Below are 14,940 nucleotides of genomic sequence, written 5' to 3' on the forward strand. Positions count from 1 at the left end.
GTCCGCCCCGCGGGCGCCACGCGGGGCGGGGCTACGCCGTGAGCCAGTTCCGCAGCCGCTCCTCGGCCTTGAGGATCTTGGCCGTCTCCACGCGCTCGTCCCGCTTGTGCGCCAGGTGCGGGTTGCCGGGGCCGTAGTTGACCGCGGGGATGCCGAGCGAGGCGAAGCGGGAGACGTCCGTCCAGCCGTACTTGGGGCGCGGGATGCCGCCGACCGCCTCGATGAAGGCCGCCGCGGCCGGGTGGGAGAGGCCGGGCAGCGCGCCGCCACTGTGGTCGTCGACCACGAACTCGGCCACCCCGCAGTCCGCGAACACCTCGCGGACGTGCGCGATCGCCTCCTCCTCGGTGCGGTCGGGGGCGTAGCGGAAGTTGACGGTGACCACGCACTCGTCGGGGATGACGTTGCCCGCGACCCCGCCGCCGATGCCCACGGCGTTCAGGCCCTCGCGGTACTCCAGGCCGTCGATCACCGGGTAGCGGGGCTCGTAGGCCGCCAGGCGGGCCAGGATCGGCGCGGCCGCGTGGATGGCGTTGGCGCCCATCCAGGAGCGCGCCGAGTGCGCCCGCTCGCCCTCGGTCCTCAGCAGCATGCGCAGCGTGCCCTGGCAGCCGCCCTCGACCTCGCCGTCGGAGGGCTCCAGGAGCACCGCGAAGTCGCCCTCCAGCCACTCCGGGTGGGCCTGCGCGACATGCCGCAGTCCGTTGAGGTCGGCGGCGACCTCCTCGTTGTCGTAGAAGACGAAGGTCAGGTCGCGGTTGGGGGCCGGCACGGTGGCCGCGATGCGCAGCTGGACCGCCACGCCCGACTTCATGTCGCAGGTGCCGCAGCCCCACAGCACGCCGTCCTCGTCAAGCCGCGAGGGCACGTTGTCCGCGATCGGCACGGTGTCGATGTGCCCGGCCAGCACGACCCGCTCGGCGCGGCCCAGGTTCGTGCGGGCGATCACGTTGTTGCCGTACCGGTCCACCGTCAGGTGCGGCAGGGCGCGCAGCGCGGTCTCGATCGCGTCCGCGAGCGGCTTCTCGGTGCCGCTCTCGGAAGCGGTGTCCACGAGCCGCGCGGTGAGCGTGGCGGCGTCCAGCGTGAGGTCAAGCGAGGTGTCGGCCATGGCACCGACCCTAGCGCGCCGCCGCGGGGCGCCCGGTTCGCGCGCGCGGTGCCGGACCACTGGTGAGAGGGGGTGATCACTCCAGTACCTTGTACGCGTGTCACAGCCGTCCCCCACCCGTCCCAAGCGCCGCGGCCGTCTTCTCCGGTTCGCCGCGGCCCTGTTGGTCCTGTGCGGTGTCGCCGCCTACCTCGTGGTGCAGTACGTCACCGGAGGGGGCGGGTCCCACGGCTGCAAGGTGGTCTCGGCCGCCGGCGACGGGACGTCGTACGAGTTCACGCCCGAGCAGGCGGCGAACGCGGCGACGATCGCCGCCGTCGGCACCGGCCGGAACATGCCCGAGCGGGCCGTGACCATCGCGCTCGCCACCGCGATCCAGGAGTCGGGGCTGCGCAACATCGAGCACGGCGACCGGGACTCGCTCGGCCTGTTCCAGCAGCGGCCCTCGCAGGGCTGGGGCACCGAGCGGCAGATCATGGACCCCGCGTACGCGGCCGGGATCTTCTACGCCCATCTGGCCAAGGTGCCCGACTACTCCGATCTGCCGCTCACCGTGGCCGCGCAGCGGGTGCAGCGCAGCGGCTACCCGGAGGCGTACGCCAAGCACGAGCCGGACGCCGAGCTGCTGTCGGCGGCGCTGACCGGGCAGGCGGCGGCCACGCTGACCTGCGACGGCCGCTTCGACACGGCGGCCACGGCGACCGGTCCGGACGCGGTACGGGCCGCGCTGGTACGGGACTTCGGGCGGGACGCGTTGCAGGAGACCGGTGCGGAGGTGGGCGGGTCGCCGGTGCCCTCGCCGTCTCCCGCGCCGAGCGTGACGGCGACGGCGAGCGGGCGGACCGTGACGGTACCGGTGCCGCTCGGGACGCGGACGGACGCGAGCGGGCGCGGGGAGCGGGCGCGGGGATGGCAGCTCGCGCACTGGGCGGTCGCCAACTCCTCGGCGCTGCACATCCAGCAGGTCGCCTACGCGGGGCGGGTGTGGACCGCGGGGAGCGACGGCGGGGCGTGGCGGCCGGTGCGGTCCCAGGGGGCGGCGGGCGCGGAGAAGTCCGTGGGCGTTGTCCGGATCGTGACCGGACAGTAGTACGAGGGGTCGCGCCGACGGGTGGCGTCGGCGTTTCACACGCGGCCATCCGGGCGAGCGGCGGGGCGCGGCCGGAATCCCTTGGGGTGCCAGGGATGGAAGGATTCTTCCGGGCGCTCCGGCGGACGACCTTTGCCCGTTTTTATCCACACCTGATAATGCGACGCGTTATCCGTTCTTTACCCGGGGCGTCCGCAACCTTCGGCGGCTTCGAGCGGTAGTCATGGCGTCCGGGCCCGGTGCCGGGTCCGGACGACAGAGATCGTCTCTCCCGTCGAATGGAGCATCATGTCCCTCCCCCTGACCCGCCGGATCGCCCGTGCCGCGCTGCTCGTCGCAGCGGGAGCGGCCGCCGGGGTCGGTGCGGCCGGCTCCGCCGGTGCGGCCACGAACCTGCCGGCGGCCACGCCGAACCTGGGCGGCCTGACCGCACTGGACACGGCGCACGTCGGCGACACCGTCGACGGTGCCGCGGAGCACGTCACCTCGGTGGCGGGCAACGCGGGCGGCAACGCCGTGAAGACGGCCGTGCCGGCCGCGGGCAAGACGGCCGGCGGCGCCGTGAAGAAGGCCGCTCCGGCGGCGCAGCAGGCCACCGGGGGCGTGGCCGGGGCCGCGGGCAGCGCCCTCGGGGACGCGGCGGCCGGCGCGACGAAGGGCGGCCTGCCCACGTCCAACCTGCCGATGTCCGCCGTGCCCGTGCAGGGCACGCCGCTCAGCTGAGCCGCGACCGCCCTGTGAACGGGGTCCGGGGGGTGCGTCCCCCCGGACCCCGTCCGGCGTTCCCGGGGAGCGTCACAGGCGCGAGACCGCTGCCCGGATCCGCTCGTCCGTCGCCGTCAGTGCCACGCGGACGAAGGTCTCGCCCGCGGTGCCGTAGAAATCGCCGGGGGCGACCAGGATGCCCAGGTCGGCGAGGTGGGCGACGGTGGTCCAGCAGGGTTCGTCGCGGGTGGCCCACAGGTAGAGGCTGGCCTCGCTGTGCTCGATGCGGAAGCCGTGGGCCAGCAGGGCCGAGCGGAGCGCCTCGCGGCGGGCGGCGTAGCGGGCCCGCTGCTCGTGCACGTGGGCGTCGTCGCCCAGCGCGGCCACGACGGCGGCCTGCGTCGGGGCGGAGGTCATCATGCCGCCGTGCTTGCGGATCTCCAGGAGCGGGCCCAGGACGGCCGGGTCGCCGGCGATGAACGCGGCGCGGTAGCCGGCCAGGTTGGAGCGCTTGGAGAGGGAGTGGACGGCCACGACGCCGTCGTACGAGCCGCCGTTGACGTCCGGGTGCAGCACCGAGACCGGGTCGGCCTCCCAGCCCAGCTCCAGGTAGCACTCGTCGGAGAAGACCAGGACGCCGTGGGCGCGGGCCCAGGCGACGATCTCGGTCAGCTCCCGCTTGCCCAGCACCTGGCCCGTCGGGTTGGACGGGGAGTTCAGCCAGAGCAGCTTCAGACCGGCCGGGTCCAGCTCGCGCGGGTCGTCGTACGTCTCGTACCGGGCGCGGGCGAGCCGGGCGCCCACCTCGTACGTCGGGTACGCGAGGCGCGGGTAGGCGACCTTGTCGTCGGGGCCGAGGCCGAGCTGGGTCGGCAGCCAGGCCACCAGTTCCTTGGAGCCGACGACCGGCAGGACGTGCCGGTGGGTCACCTCGCGCGCGCCGAGACGGCGCTCCAGCCAGCCGCAGATCGCGTCCCGCAGCGCGGGCGTGCCCCAGACGGTCGGATAGCCCGGCGAGTCGGCCGCGTCGACCAGGGCCTTCTGGACCAGCTCGGGGACCGGGTCGACCGGGGTGCCGACGGAAAGGTCGACGATGCCGTCCGGATGGGCCGCGGCCGTCTTCTTGTACGGCTCCAGCTTGTCCCAGGGAAACGTGGGAAGCCGGTCGGAGACTGCGGACACGATCAGTGGCTCACTTTCGTCTGGTGCGGCAAACGCCTCGGTCCCGTGCGGCGGTGATCAGGCGATCGGGGCCGTACGGGACCGAGGCGACGCGATGCGGGCCGCTTGGGCGCTAGGGCCTGGACGCCCTAGACGGTCACTCGCCCTGCGGCGGCAGCGCGGCGACGAAGGGGTGGTCGCGCTCGATCAGCCCCAGCTTGCTGGCGCCGCCGGGCGAGCCCAGCTCGTCGAAGAACTCGACGTTCGCCTTGTAGTAGTCCTTCCACTCCTCCGGGACGTCGTCCTCGTAGAAGATCGCCTCGACCGGGCAGACCGGCTCGCAGGCACCACAGTCGACGCATTCGTCCGGGTGGATGTACAAGGACCGCTGGCCCTCGTAGATGCAGTCGACCGGACACTCCTCGATGCACGCCTTGTCCTTGACGTCGACACAAGGCTGCGCGATGACGTAGGTCACGCTGTCGTTCCTCCTCGATAGGGCGCTGGCGGGCCTCTTCAGGCTCCGCCGCCTGGCGCGCGGGAGCGCGGCGTCGTCGATGCCCGCCCCTAGTATCTCCGTTCCGGAGCATGATCCGAACAGGAGGGGTGAACTGACCGGTGGAAATCTCGGCACAAGGGCGCCTGGAAGTCCGAATCACCCCCGCTGACGTGGGAAAACGCGTCTCCGTGCGGCGGTTGAGCGAACCCGGCACGGCGCGGGAGAAGTTCACCGACACGGTGGGTGTTCTCACATCTTGGGATCATGGCGTGCTCATGATCACACAGCGGAGCGGTGCGAGTGTCCGATTCCCGGAAACCTCGCTCGTGGCGGGCAAGGTCGTACCGGCCGCCCCGGCACGCCGGAGGGGTCCCGCGGCGAGCTACGAGGAGCTGGCGCGGGTCACCTCGCGCGGCTGGCGTCCGGTGGAGAGCGAGTGGCTCGGCGAGTGGGAGCTGCGGGCCGCCGGAGGGTTCACCCGGCGCGCCAACAGCGTGCTCCCGCTGGGCGATCCCGGCCGTCCGCTCGACGCGGCCCTCGCGGCCGTACGACGCTGGTACGGCGAGCGCGGGCTGCCCGCCTACGTGCAGACCGCGACGGGCGCCGAGGGCACGCAGGAGCTGCTCTGCGCGGAGCTGGAGCGGCGCGGCTGGGTGCGGGAGGTGAGCGCCGAGGTGTGGACGGGCGCGCTCGCGCCGGTCGCCGACCGGGCCGAGGGCGCGGACGTGGTCCTCGCCCGCGAGGCGGACGAGGCGTGGCTCGCGCGGTACCAGCGCAAGGGGGTGAGCGAGATGGCCCTGCGGGTGCTCGGCAGCGGGTCCCCGGGCGGGTCCGGGCGCGCGGGCGGGCCCTCGGTGTGGTTCGCCTCCGTGCCGGGCGGGCCGGGCGCGGCCCCGGCGGCGATCGGGCGGTGTGTCGTGGACGGGCGCTGGGCCGGGTTCGCGGCGGTCGAGGTGGACCCCGGGCGCCGCCGGCAGGGCCTCGCCACCGAGGTGATGGCCGCCCTCGCCCGCCGTGCCCTGGCCGAGGGGGCCTCGGCCGCGTGGCTCCAGGTGGAGACCGACAACGAGGGGGCCAAGATCCTGTACACCGGGCTGGGCTTCACCCGGCACCACGTCTACCACCACTTCCGGGAGCCGGTGGAACAGTCCGCTCAAGGCCAGTCGTAGGAACCCCGGAAGCCACCTGGAAGGGCAAGGGCCTGTCATGCGTCACCCGTACCTGCCGCCGCCGTACCCGCCCCCGCCCGAGCGGTCCGCCGAGCTGCGGGCGAGGTTCGCCGAGGAGGCGCGGTCCGAGCGGCCGGATCTGGCGGCGCTGTGCCTGCTGATCGGCGCGGAGGCGGACGGCTCGCTGGACGAGGCCGGGATCGACGGCGCGCAGGCGGAGCTGGACCGGCTCGCGGGCGAGCTGCCGTACCGGCCCGGCGGCCCGCGCGCGTGGGCGGAGGCCCTGCGGCGGCTGCTCGGCGGGCGCTACGAGTTCCACGGCACGCCCGGCGACTACCAGCGTCTGGAGTCCTCGCTGCTGCACGAGGTGCTGCGGCGCCGGCGCGGGCTGCCGATCCTGCTGTCGGTGGTGTGGCTGGAGGTCGCCCGGCGGGCCGGGGCCCCGGTCTACGGGGTCGCTCTGCCGGGGCACTTCGTGGTGGGGTTCGGGGCGGCCGGGGAGCAGGTGCTGGCCGATCCGTTCGAGGGCGGGCGGGTGCTGACCGGGCCGGACGCCGAGCTGCTGGTGGCCGGGGCGACGGGCGCGCCGCTGGATCCCGGGATGCTGGAGCCCGCGCCGCCGCTGGAGGTCGTCCAGCGGATCCTGAACAACATGCGCGCGTGGTCCGCGGCCCGCCCCGAGCGCTCGGACGTGGCGCTGCGCGCGGTGGAGCTGGCGCTGCTGATCCCCGCCCACCCGGCCCGGCTGCGCTACGAGCGCGGCCAGCTACTGGTGCAGCGCGGGCAGTTCACCGCCGGGGCGGCCGAACTGGACGCGTACGCCGAGCTGATCGAGGTCGTCGACGAACCGGCCGCCGAACGGGTACGGCACCAGGCCCGCACGGCCCGCGCGAAGCTCAACTGACCTGCCGTACGGGCAAGTTCTAGAGCCAGCCCTTCTCCCGCGCGGTGCGCACCGCCTCCGCCCGGTTGCGGACGGCGAGCTTCTGGATGGCGGTGGAGAGGTAGTTGCGGACCGTGCCCTGGGACAGGTGCAGGGCCGCGGCCAGTTCGGCGTTGGTGGAGCCGTCGGCGGCGGCGCGCAGCACCTCGCGTTCGCGTTCGGTGAGCGGGTTGGCGCCCTCGGCGAGCGCGGCGGCGGCCAGCGTGGGGTCGATGACCCGCTCCCCGGCGAGCACCTTGCGTACGGCGGCGGCGAGTTGGGCCGCGGGGGCGTCCTTGACGAGGAAGGCGTCGGCGCCGGCCTCCATGGCGCTGCGCAGATAGCCGGGCCGCCCGAAGGTGGTCAGCACGACCAGCCTGACGTGCGGGAAGTCCCGGTGGACCCGCGCCGCGGCCTCGATGCCGGTACAGCCCGGCATCTCGATGTCCAGCAGCGCCACGTCCACGTCGTGCGCGCCGACCGCCCCGAGCACCTCGTCCCCGCGCGCGACCTGCGCGACGACCTCGATGTCGTCCTCCAGGCCGAGCAGCGCGGCCAGCGCCTCGCGGACCATGGACTGGTCCTCGGCCAGCAGGACCCTGATGGTGCTCGTCATGCCCCGGATCCTATGTCCGCCGCGGGGCCCACGGGCACGCGGGCGACGAGCCGGAACCCGTGCCTGGCCCGGCCCGCCTCCAGCGTCCCGCCGGCCTTCTCCAGGCGCTCGGTCAGCCCGGTAAGGCCGTTGCCGAAACCGCCGCCCCCGCCGCCCGACCCGTCGTCCTCGACGGCGAGTTCGAGCACCGGGCCGTCCAGCGTCTGGCGGCGCGTGAGCCGTACGGTGCACCGGTCGGCGCCGCTGTGCCGCACCACGTTGGTGACCGCCTCGCGCAGCGCCCAGGCGAGCGCCGACTCGGCCTCCTCCGGCACCCCGGCGAGGTCGGGTTCGGCCGGGACCTCGGCGGCGACCCCGGCGGCCGTGAGGGCCACCAGGGTGCCGGCCAGCTCGACGGCGAGCCGGGGGCGCCGGTAGCCGGTGACGGCCTCCCGGACGTCCACCAGGGCCTGGCGGCTGACCTGTTCGATGTCGGCGACCTGCCGTGCCGCCTTGTCGGGGTGCTCGGGCAGCATCCGCCCGGCCAGCTCGCTCTTGAGCGTGATCAGGGAGAGCGAGTGGCCCAGCAGGTCGTGCAGGTCGCGGGCGAGGCGCAGCCGCTCCTCGTTGGCGGCGAGCTGGGCGACGGTGGCCCGCGCCTTGCGCAACTCGATGGTGGTGCGTACCAGTTGGCCCACGCCGACCATCGCGAACCCGATCAGCACGACCAGCAGCAGATCCTCGTCGATCGTGTACACGCCCCAGCGCAGTCCGACGAGGTACATCATCAGGGCGGAGCCCGGGATCGCCCAGCACGCGAGCCGCGGCGGCAGGGTCGCCCCGCAGGCCACCGAGAGGTAGACGAACAGGCCGCTCCACTCGGTGCCCAGGCCGTAGGCCAGGGCGGGCGCGAGCACGGCGAGGACCGTGAGCAGCGAGGCCACGGCCCGGGGCGCGAAGGGCCGGCCCATCTCCCGGAAGACCAGGATCAGATACGCGGCCACGAAGGCGGTGAGGCCGACCGCGCCCGCCACGGTGCCGCCCCGGGTGTGCCCGCCGGCGAGCAGGTCGCGGACCGGGGAGTTGAGGAAGACCAGCCACACACCGATCCACAGCACCTTGACCAGCAGCTCGCGCCGGCCCAGCCGGCCCTGCCCGCTCCGCGCCTCGGGTCCCGGCCCGGCCGCCTTCGGGTCTTCCGCCATGGTGCTCACGCCTTCAGCGTGTCCTTCCGGTACAGCCAGGCCGCGCCGCCCGCGAAGAGGACGAAGTACACGGCGAGGACGGCGATGTCGGTGGCGTGCGGGGCCTGGCTCCGCTCGATGGACCGGCCCAGCGCGGCGTAGGCGTGGGTCGGCAGCCACGTGGCGATGTCCTGGAGCAGCCGCGGGAAGGTGGTCGTGGGCATCCACAGGCCGCCGAGGATCGACAGGCCGAAGTACACGATCATCGTGATGGGCCGGACCGCGTCCCCGGAGGCGAGGTAGCCGATGGCCACGCCGAGCGCGGCGAAGACCAGGCTGCCGGCCCAGATGACCCCGGTGAGCGCGAGCCACTGCCAGGCGTCCAGCCGTACGTGCTTGATCGCGGCGGCGGCCAGGAAGACCACCACGATGGACGGCAGGCTCACCACGGCGGCGCTGGCGGTCTTGGCAAGGACGTAGCCGCGGCCGGGCAGCGGGGTCAGCCGGAGCTGCCGCACCCAGCCGCTCTCGCGTTCCTTGGCGATGCGCTCGCTGTTGCCCATCAGCACGGCGGTCAGGGCGCCGAAGGAGGCCATGGAGACCATCATGTACGTCGCCAGGGTCAGCCCCGTGCCGTCCATCCTGGACTCGTCGGCGTTGCCCGCGATGATCAGGAAGAGGACCGTCGGGTAGACCACCGAGAAGAACAGGAACTTCCGGTTGCGCAGGGCGCGGGTCAGTTCGAGCTTGATCAGGGAGTTCATGACCGCTTGGCCTCCTCGGCCTCCGTGAGGGCGACGAACGCCTGTTCCAGACCGAGGCCGGAGACCTCGAGGTTGCGGGGGTAGACGCCGAGACCGTACAGGGCGTGCACGGTGGCGTCGGCGTCGGCGGACTGGATGCGCACGGTCTGCCCGGAGACGTCGACGGCGGTCAGGCACGGCAGGGCGCGCAGGGCGTCCGCGTCGACGGCGCCTTCCAGGTCGAAGGAGATCCGCCGGGCGCCCGCACGGGCCTTGATCTCGGCGGCGGTGCCGTCGGCGAGGAGGCGCCCGCGGTGCAGTACCAGGACCCGGTCGGCGATGGCGTCGGCCTCTTCGAGGTAGTGCGTGGCGAACAGGACCGTACGGCCCCGGTCGGCCTGCTCGCGCATGGTGGCCCAGAAGGCCTGGCGGGCGGAGACGTCCATGCCGGTGGTCGGCTCGTCCAGGATGATCAGGTCGCTGTCGCCCGCGGTGGCGAGGGCGAAGCGGACCCGCTGGGCCTGGCCGCCGGACAGCTTGTTCACCTTGCGGTCGGCGATCTGCGTGATGCCCGCGCGGGCCATCACCTCGGCGGCCGGGTACGGGCGCGGGTGCAGGGAGCAGCCCAGCCTGACCAGTTCGGCGACCGTGACCTCGTCCATCAGGCCGCCGCTCTGCAGCATGGCCCCGACCCGCCCGGCCACGATCGCCTCGCGCGGGGTGGTGCCGAACACCGACACCGTGCCGGCGTCGGGCTGCTTGAGGCCGAGGAGCAGGTCGAGGGTGGTGGACTTGCCCGCGCCGTTCGGGCCGAGCAGGGCGACGGTCTCCCCCGGGTGCAGCCGCAGCGAGAGCCCGTCGACGGCCCGCACCGTCCCGTACGTCTTGGTCACCTGGTCGAAACCGGCCACCTCGGTGGTGGAGGTGGCCGGTACCGCTGTCGTTGTCATGTCGTCCATGGTGCCGGGGCGGCCCGGGCCCCGGCAGTGTCGGGGGTCCTGGGAGGCGCATGACAGTTGTCATGTCATGCGGCAGTCCGAACGGTTCGGCCGGTGTCGGCCGACTCTGGCGGATCGGCACGAATTGGGTGGCATGAACGCGCCGAAGTCGTTAGCTTGAGCGCCGCCCGGTCCGACCTCCGGGCACCACCACAAGGGGGAAGTCTGTTATGCGCAAACTCCTTGCCAGTACCGCCACCGCCGCTGTCGCCCTCGCCGGCCTCGTGTTCGCCGATCCGGCACAGGCGGCCTCGTCGCATCAGACCGCGTCGTCAAGCACTGTCTCTGTCCAGGCCATCAACTGCCACGCCAAGGAGAGCGTACGGATCCGGCAGTCGAAGTCGACCAGCTCTGCCGCTCTCGGGCTCTTCCCCAAGGGGGCGGGAGCCGACTGCGGCGCATCCACGGAGGGCGGCACCTTCACCGCCTGCGGCTATACGAACGGATACTTCTGGATCGCCATCAACTACCAGGGCATCAAGGGCTATGTGGCCCTGTACTGCATCACGCGTCCGTGACCGCGTGAAACCGTGAAGGCCCGCCCATCCTGGGGCGGGCCTTCACTCGTTGGGCGTCCGGGCGGGAGGAGGTCAGTTCGGGTTCGTGGAGATGACCGCGACTCGGTTGGTCTTGCTCATCAGTGCCTGGCGCAGGGCGCCGTAGACGTCCTGCGGCGTGACCGGCGTCTTCTCGCCGTTGCCGCGGGCGATGAGGACGCCGTCGAAGGCCTTGCCGTACAACTGCTTCAGGGCGGTCAGATCGGGCTTGTCGACCAGTTTGCCATTGACAGCCGTCACACGGAGGAACTTCCACAGCGAGTTCTGCGGGCTCATCGGGACCGCGTGCGCGGCGTCCGTCATCACGGTCACCGGTGCCGACATGGCCGGCTTCGCGAACTCCTTCATCTCGCGGTCGACCTCGGCGTTGGAGACCGCCGGCTGCCGGTTGGCCGTGGGCACGGAGACCGCGGGCGCGTTGCCCGTCTCCACGGCGGCGCGGTACGCCTGTTCGATCGCCTGCGTCGAGCGGCCCGCGTCGATGGCCGTCCCCGCCTTGCCGTAGACGGCCACGGCCTGGCCGGCCTTGAACTGGATGCCGCCCTCGACCACCGCGCCCGAGCCGGAGCCGCCGCCCGCCTGCTGGAGCGCGGCCTGGAGCTTCTCCTCGTCCACCGGCATGACCGGCTCGACCACGCGCTGCCGGCCGAAGAGCGTGCCGACCACGGAGACCGGGTTGTAGTCGCTCTTGGCGGCCGCGCTCGCGGTGGCCTGGAAGTCGAACTGGAGACCGGCGTTGGCCGGGGCGAGCATGACCGTGCGGCCGCCCACGGAGAGCTTCAGCGGCTTGGCGACCCGGCCGCCGAAGGCGTCGTCCAGCTTCTTGACGGCGTCGTCGCGGCTGCCGCCGCCGATGTCGACACCGAGCACGGTGGTGCCCTTGGGCACGTCGGTGTGGTTCATCAGCAGCCCGGCGCCGTAGACACCGCCCGCGATCACGACCACGGCGGCCACGAGCAGCACCAGCTTGCTGCGGCCCTTCTTGGGCTTGGCCGCCGCCTTGGGCGCGGCCGCGGCCGGCTGGGGCTTGGGCGCGGCCGGAGCGGCGGGGCCGCCGGGGCCACCGGCCGGACCGCCGGGGCCACCGGCGCCGAACGGGGCGCCGTTCGCGCCCGGGACGACCGGGATGCCGCTGGTGACGGTGTGCCCGGAGACGTTGTCCGGGGCGCGGTAGCCGGGCGTGCCCGGTTCGGGGGCCGGCTTCTGCGGGGTGAGGATCGCGGTGTCGTCGCTGAGTCCGCCGCCGGGTCCGAGCCCGCCGCCCGGCGCACCGGCGCCCGCCGGTCCTTCGAGATCGGCGAGGTCCGCGAGGGCGCTGCGGCCGGGCCCCTGGTGGCCGTAGGGGCCCTCGCCGCCCGGCCGCAGCGGGCTGTCCCCGGTGACCGGGCCGCCGGTCGGCCCGGCGGGCCCCTGCGGGCCGCCCCGTCCGCCCCGTCCGCCCGCACCGTTCGCGCCGCCCGCGCCCGCGGTGCCGCCGAAGGCGTCCTGGCCGCCCGCGGCGCCGTTCTCCGAGAAGTACGGCAGATCGTCGCGGCGCGGCTCGCCGCCGCCCGCGTCCGAGGAGCGGGAGCCGCCGCCCAGCGGGCCCGCGGCCAGCGCCTCGGTGACGTCGAAGGAGCCGGTGCCGCCGCCGTGTCCGGGGGCCACGGGGCCGCCGGTGGCGCCGGGCAGGCCGGCACCGTTCGTCTTGCCGGAGTTACGGCCGGGCACGCTCATGGAGCCGACCACACCGCCGGGACGACCGCCGCCGGGGCGGGCGCCGGTGCCACCGGCCGCGCCGCCGGCTGCCTGCGCACCCGGACGCGCGCCCGGCGCGCCACCCGGCGCACCGGCGAAGGCGCCCGAACCGCCGGAGTTCTGGCCCGCGTTGGCCCCCGTAGCGCCCTTGGCGGGCGCGCCCGCCTTGCGGGGCGCGAACCAGTCGCTGGTCTTCTCCTCGGCCTGGACCGCGGGCTCCGCGGGGGCCTCGGGGGCGGGCGCCGGGGCGGCCGGGGCGGGGGCCTCGGCGGCGGGCTTGTCGTCCCGGGTGCCGTCGGCGGACTCGCCGTCCCCCACGGGCTTGCGCACGACGACCGGCGGGATGGGCCGGGACCCGGGGATGTTGATCCGGATCCGGGTCGTCAGCGTGGTCTCGGTCTTGCGTTCCTCGGACTGCGTGCCCGAACGGCCCGCGTCCGCACCGTCGTCGGAAGCCATGGGGGTCCCGTACGGCGGGGTGCCGGACGGGTACGCGGCTCCGCCGCGCCCGTTGGGCCCGGAGGACGGAGTGTCAGTTTCACGACTCAAGGCAGGTTCTCCCAGTTGGCTCCGCCGCCCGACACTGACCTCACTGCTTCGGCGGTCCCCCCAGCTCGAACGAGGTCGAGCGCGCGGGGGAGGCTCGGCGGCGCGCACCACCATACTGGCCGCTTCTCGCGCGCATCCCCTGACCGCTGAGGAAACCCACACCCGACTCGCACGTGGGCCACACCGGAAAGCGGTACGTCACTTGCCAAGTCGGGCGGAGCCGAGGCGCGGTTGCCGCCCCGCGCCGAGGGTGGCGCAGATCACAGCGAGGGCCATGCCGCCGAACAGGAACAGGTAGGAGCCGCCGCCCGCGCCGAAGAGGAAGTCGCCCTCGGGCCGGGCGGAGGTGAGCAGGATGACGGTGACGATCCAGCCCGCCGCCGGGGCCATCGCGCCGCCCCGGGACCGGGTGGCGTACGCGCCGCCGAGGAACGCCCCGACGGCGCCCAGGAGGGCGAGCAGCAGCCCGCCGGGGAACCAGGCGGCCTGCACCAGGGCCCCGGCGGCCGCCATGACCGCGCCGAGCAGGAAGAGGCCGATGTACGCCACGGCCCGCCCGGGGGTCGGCGGGCGCAGCGGCTGGGCGAGCAGGGGGCCCGGGGTGCCGGTGCCCTCGCCGGCGCGGCTCACGGGGCGTCCCCGAGGGCGAGCCCGGCGAACAGGTCGCTCTCGCCGGGCAGGGCGGTGCCGCGCACCAACTCGTAGTATTCGGTGGTGAACAGCGGCTGGGCCAGCTCGTTCGAGAGCGCGAAGTAGGGCTCGGCCACCTCGACCTGGGTGGCGTGGGCGCGCATCGCGGCGGCCTTGGCGGCGGCGTGGGCGGTGCCGTCGACGGCGGTGGTGACGCGCGCGTCGTCCACCACGCCGGGCAGGTCGTCCAGGACCGCGCTCTTCTCGAAGGGCAGGGACGGCAGCGCGTCCTGGAGCCGGGCGAAGGCGTCCTCGGCGACGGAGCGCGGGGTGCGGATCCAGTAGACCTTGTCGATGCGGTGCCCGCGCTCGGCCGCGAGGTCGACGGCGCGCATGGCGACGCGGTGGGCCTGGATGTGGTCCGGGTGGCCGTACCCGCCGTTGTCGTCGTAGGTGACGAGGACCTGGGGGCGGGTCTCCAGGATGACCTCCACGAGGTGTCCCGCGGCCTCGTCCACGTCGGCCTGCCAGAAGCAGCCGGGGTCGTCGTTGTCGGCGAGGCCCATCATCCCGGAGTCGCCGTAGCGGCCCGCGCCGCCGAGCAGCCGGGCGTCGGTGACCCCCAGCTCGCCGAGGGCGGCGGCCAGCTCGCCGCGCCGGTACGCGCCCAGCGCGGCGCCGGTCAGGTGCCGCAGCTCGGGCGGGATGGACTCGCCCCGCTCCCCCAGGGTGCAGGTGACCAGGGTCACGTGGGCGCCCTCGGCCACGTACTTGGCCATGGTGGCGCCGTTGTTGATCGACTCGTCGTCCGGGTGCGCGTGCACCAGCAACAGCCGCCGGGCGGCGCGCGGGCCGGAGGAGGACAGTTCCGTCATGCCACCACCCTACGCACGCCCGGCCCCGGCGCGAGGTCCGACGGGCGCCACGGCGGCCCCAGGGCCGCCCGGCCGGCCGTCAGAACTTGATGCTGCCGATCATGCTCGCCACGTTCGTCGTCAGCTGGCTGATCGTGGGCGCGATGGTCGAGGAGGCGAGATAGAACCCGAGCAGCATGCACACCACCGCGTGGCCGCCCTTCAGTCCCGACTTCTTCATCAGCAGGAAGACGATGATCGCCAGCAGCACCACCGCCGAAATCGAGAGTGCCACGGCGGCTCACCTCCAAAGATCCCAGGGACACGGGTGTTCGGAAAGATCGGTAGAGCAAGTCCATGCGGACACCGGCAGGTTCATACCCACACAGCGGTAGTGATCATAACTATCCGTACTCGCGCATCGCTCGGCGCACGG

The 14,940-nt window shown here is 73.9% G+C and carries 16 protein-coding genes; 5 read left to right on the forward strand and 11 right to left on the reverse strand.

All coding sequences use genetic code 11. From position 1 onward, the window contains the following. Nucleotides 1-31: 31 nt before the first annotated feature. Nucleotides 32-1,111 (reverse strand): succinyl-diaminopimelate desuccinylase, encoded by a 1,080-nt coding sequence (gene dapE / locus AB0927_RS32260; protein WP_366671326.1) that lies wholly within the window; start codon nt 1,109-1,111, stop codon nt 32-34. 97 nt (nt 1,112-1,208) lie between these two features. On the opposite strand from dapE, the gene AB0927_RS32265 reads away from it, so the two are divergent. Then, complete coding sequence (locus AB0927_RS32265) at nt 1,209-2,201, forward strand: heavy metal transporter (RefSeq protein ID WP_366671327.1); 993 nt, start codon at nt 1,209-1,211, stop codon at nt 2,199-2,201. Nucleotides 2,202-2,489: 288 nt separating this feature from the next. Continuing rightward, nucleotides 2,490-2,924, forward strand: a complete 435-nt coding sequence (locus tag AB0927_RS32270; protein ID WP_366671328.1) for an ATP-binding protein — start codon at nt 2,490-2,492, stop codon at nt 2,922-2,924. Nucleotides 2,925-2,996: 72 nt separating this feature from the next. Here AB0927_RS32270 and AB0927_RS32275 read toward each other — a convergent pair whose 3' ends face one another. Together AB0927_RS32275 and fdxA are read right to left on the reverse strand one after the other, a co-directional pair. Continuing rightward, nucleotides 2,997-4,088 (reverse strand): bifunctional succinyldiaminopimelate transaminase/glutamate-prephenate aminotransferase, encoded by a 1,092-nt coding sequence (locus tag AB0927_RS32275; RefSeq protein WP_366671329.1) that lies wholly within the window; start codon nt 4,086-4,088, stop codon nt 2,997-2,999. A gap of 136 nt (nt 4,089-4,224) precedes the next feature. Further along, entirely contained in the window at nt 4,225-4,545 is a 321-nt protein-coding gene (gene fdxA, locus AB0927_RS32280; protein ID WP_014674796.1) for a ferredoxin, read from the reverse strand. Nucleotides 4,546-4,685: 140 nt separating this feature from the next. On the opposite strand from fdxA, the gene AB0927_RS32285 reads away from it, so the two are divergent. Next, a complete protein-coding gene (locus tag AB0927_RS32285; protein WP_366671330.1) occupies nt 4,686-5,735 on the forward strand; it encodes a GNAT family N-acetyltransferase in 1,050 nt (349 codons plus the stop codon). A gap of 37 nt (nt 5,736-5,772) precedes the next feature. Further along, nucleotides 5,773-6,639 carry a transglutaminase-like domain-containing protein gene (locus tag AB0927_RS32290; protein WP_366671331.1) on the forward strand — a complete coding sequence of 289 codons (867 nt, stop codon included), beginning with the start codon at nt 5,773-5,775 and terminating at the stop codon, nt 6,637-6,639. Nucleotides 6,640-6,658: 19 nt separating this feature from the next. Here the strand turns inward: AB0927_RS32290 and AB0927_RS32295 are convergent, their stop codons facing one another. Genes AB0927_RS32295 through AB0927_RS32310 form a run of 4 tightly spaced genes read right to left on the reverse strand, consistent with a single transcriptional unit; the run spans nt 6,659 to nt 10,129 of the window. Further along, nucleotides 6,659-7,273, reverse strand: coding sequence for a response regulator transcription factor (locus tag AB0927_RS32295; protein WP_366671332.1), 615 nt, complete (start codon nt 7,271-7,273; stop codon nt 6,659-6,661). After that, nucleotides 7,270-8,457: a histidine kinase gene (locus tag AB0927_RS32300; protein ID WP_366671376.1), complete on the reverse strand. Its 1,188-nt coding sequence runs from the start codon at nt 8,455-8,457 to the stop codon at nt 7,270-7,272. Before AB0927_RS32300 ends, AB0927_RS32295 begins: the two co-directional genes overlap by 4 nt. Before the next feature lie 5 nt (nt 8,458-8,462). Then, nucleotides 8,463-9,200 carry an ABC transporter permease gene (locus AB0927_RS32305; protein ID WP_366671333.1) on the reverse strand — a complete coding sequence of 246 codons (738 nt, stop codon included), beginning with the start codon at nt 9,198-9,200 and terminating at the stop codon, nt 8,463-8,465. Continuing rightward, on the reverse strand, nt 9,197-10,129 hold the full coding sequence (locus tag AB0927_RS32310) for an ABC transporter ATP-binding protein (protein ID WP_366671334.1): 933 nt from the start codon (nt 10,127-10,129) through the stop codon (nt 9,197-9,199). Before AB0927_RS32310 ends, AB0927_RS32305 begins: the two co-directional genes overlap by 4 nt. A 218-nt stretch (nt 10,130-10,347) precedes the next feature. On the opposite strand from AB0927_RS32310, the gene AB0927_RS32315 reads away from it, so the two are divergent. Then, on the forward strand, nt 10,348-10,695 hold the full coding sequence (locus tag AB0927_RS32315; RefSeq protein ID WP_366671335.1) for a hypothetical protein: 348 nt from the start codon (nt 10,348-10,350) through the stop codon (nt 10,693-10,695). A 72-nt stretch (nt 10,696-10,767) separates the two neighbouring features. Here the strand turns inward: AB0927_RS32315 and AB0927_RS32320 are convergent, their stop codons facing one another. The 4 genes from AB0927_RS32320 to AB0927_RS32335 all read right to left on the reverse strand — a co-directional run bounded on the left by AB0927_RS32320 (nt 10,768) and on the right by AB0927_RS32335 (nt 14,799). Beyond that, nucleotides 10,768-13,020 carry a hypothetical protein gene (locus tag AB0927_RS32320; protein WP_366671336.1) on the reverse strand — a complete coding sequence of 751 codons (2,253 nt, stop codon included), beginning with the start codon at nt 13,018-13,020 and terminating at the stop codon, nt 10,768-10,770. Nucleotides 13,021-13,218: 198 nt separating this feature from the next. After that, nucleotides 13,219-13,650, reverse strand: a complete 432-nt coding sequence (locus AB0927_RS32325) for a DUF6113 family protein (protein WP_366671337.1) — start codon at nt 13,648-13,650, stop codon at nt 13,219-13,221. Next, the gene (gene mshB / locus AB0927_RS32330; RefSeq protein WP_366671338.1) at nt 13,647-14,525 is read right to left on the reverse strand and encodes an N-acetyl-1-D-myo-inositol-2-amino-2-deoxy-alpha-D-glucopyranoside deacetylase; all 879 of its coding nucleotides are present in this window, start codon (nt 14,523-14,525) and stop codon (nt 13,647-13,649) included. Before mshB ends, AB0927_RS32325 begins: the two co-directional genes overlap by 4 nt. A 79-nt stretch (nt 14,526-14,604) precedes the next feature. Further along, complete coding sequence (locus AB0927_RS32335; protein ID WP_037659963.1) at nt 14,605-14,799, reverse strand: hypothetical protein; 195 nt, start codon at nt 14,797-14,799, stop codon at nt 14,605-14,607. Nucleotides 14,800-14,940: the final 141 nt, after the last annotated feature.

Source organism: Streptomyces sp. NPDC048106 (assembly GCF_040706415.1).
GTDB lineage: Bacteria > Actinomycetota > Actinomycetes > Streptomycetales > Streptomycetaceae > Streptomyces.

Coding starts and splice junctions, on each gene's coding strand:
- dapE (WP_366671326.1), bottom strand. CDS start 1,111: ATGGCCGACACCTCGCTTGACCTCACGCTGGACGCCGCCACGCTCACC.
- AB0927_RS32270 (WP_366671328.1), top strand. CDS start 2,490: ATGTCCCTCCCCCTGACCCGCCGGATCGCCCGTGCCGCGCTGCTCGTC.
- AB0927_RS32290 (WP_366671331.1), top strand. CDS start 5,773: ATGCGTCACCCGTACCTGCCGCCGCCGTACCCGCCCCCGCCCGAGCGG.
- AB0927_RS32295 (WP_366671332.1), bottom strand. CDS start 7,273: ATGACGAGCACCATCAGGGTCCTGCTGGCCGAGGACCAGTCCATGGTC.
- AB0927_RS32300 (WP_366671376.1), bottom strand. CDS start 8,457: ATGGCGGAAGACCCGAAGGCGGCCGGGCCGGGACCCGAGGCGCGGAGC.
- AB0927_RS32305 (WP_366671333.1), bottom strand. CDS start 9,200: ATGAACTCCCTGATCAAGCTCGAACTGACCCGCGCCCTGCGCAACCGG.
- AB0927_RS32310 (WP_366671334.1), bottom strand. CDS start 10,129: ATGACAACGACAGCGGTACCGGCCACCTCCACCACCGAGGTGGCCGGT.
- AB0927_RS32315 (WP_366671335.1), top strand. CDS start 10,348: ATGCGCAAACTCCTTGCCAGTACCGCCACCGCCGCTGTCGCCCTCGCC.
- mshB (WP_366671338.1), bottom strand. CDS start 14,525: ATGACGGAACTGTCCTCCTCCGGCCCGCGCGCCGCCCGGCGGCTGTTG.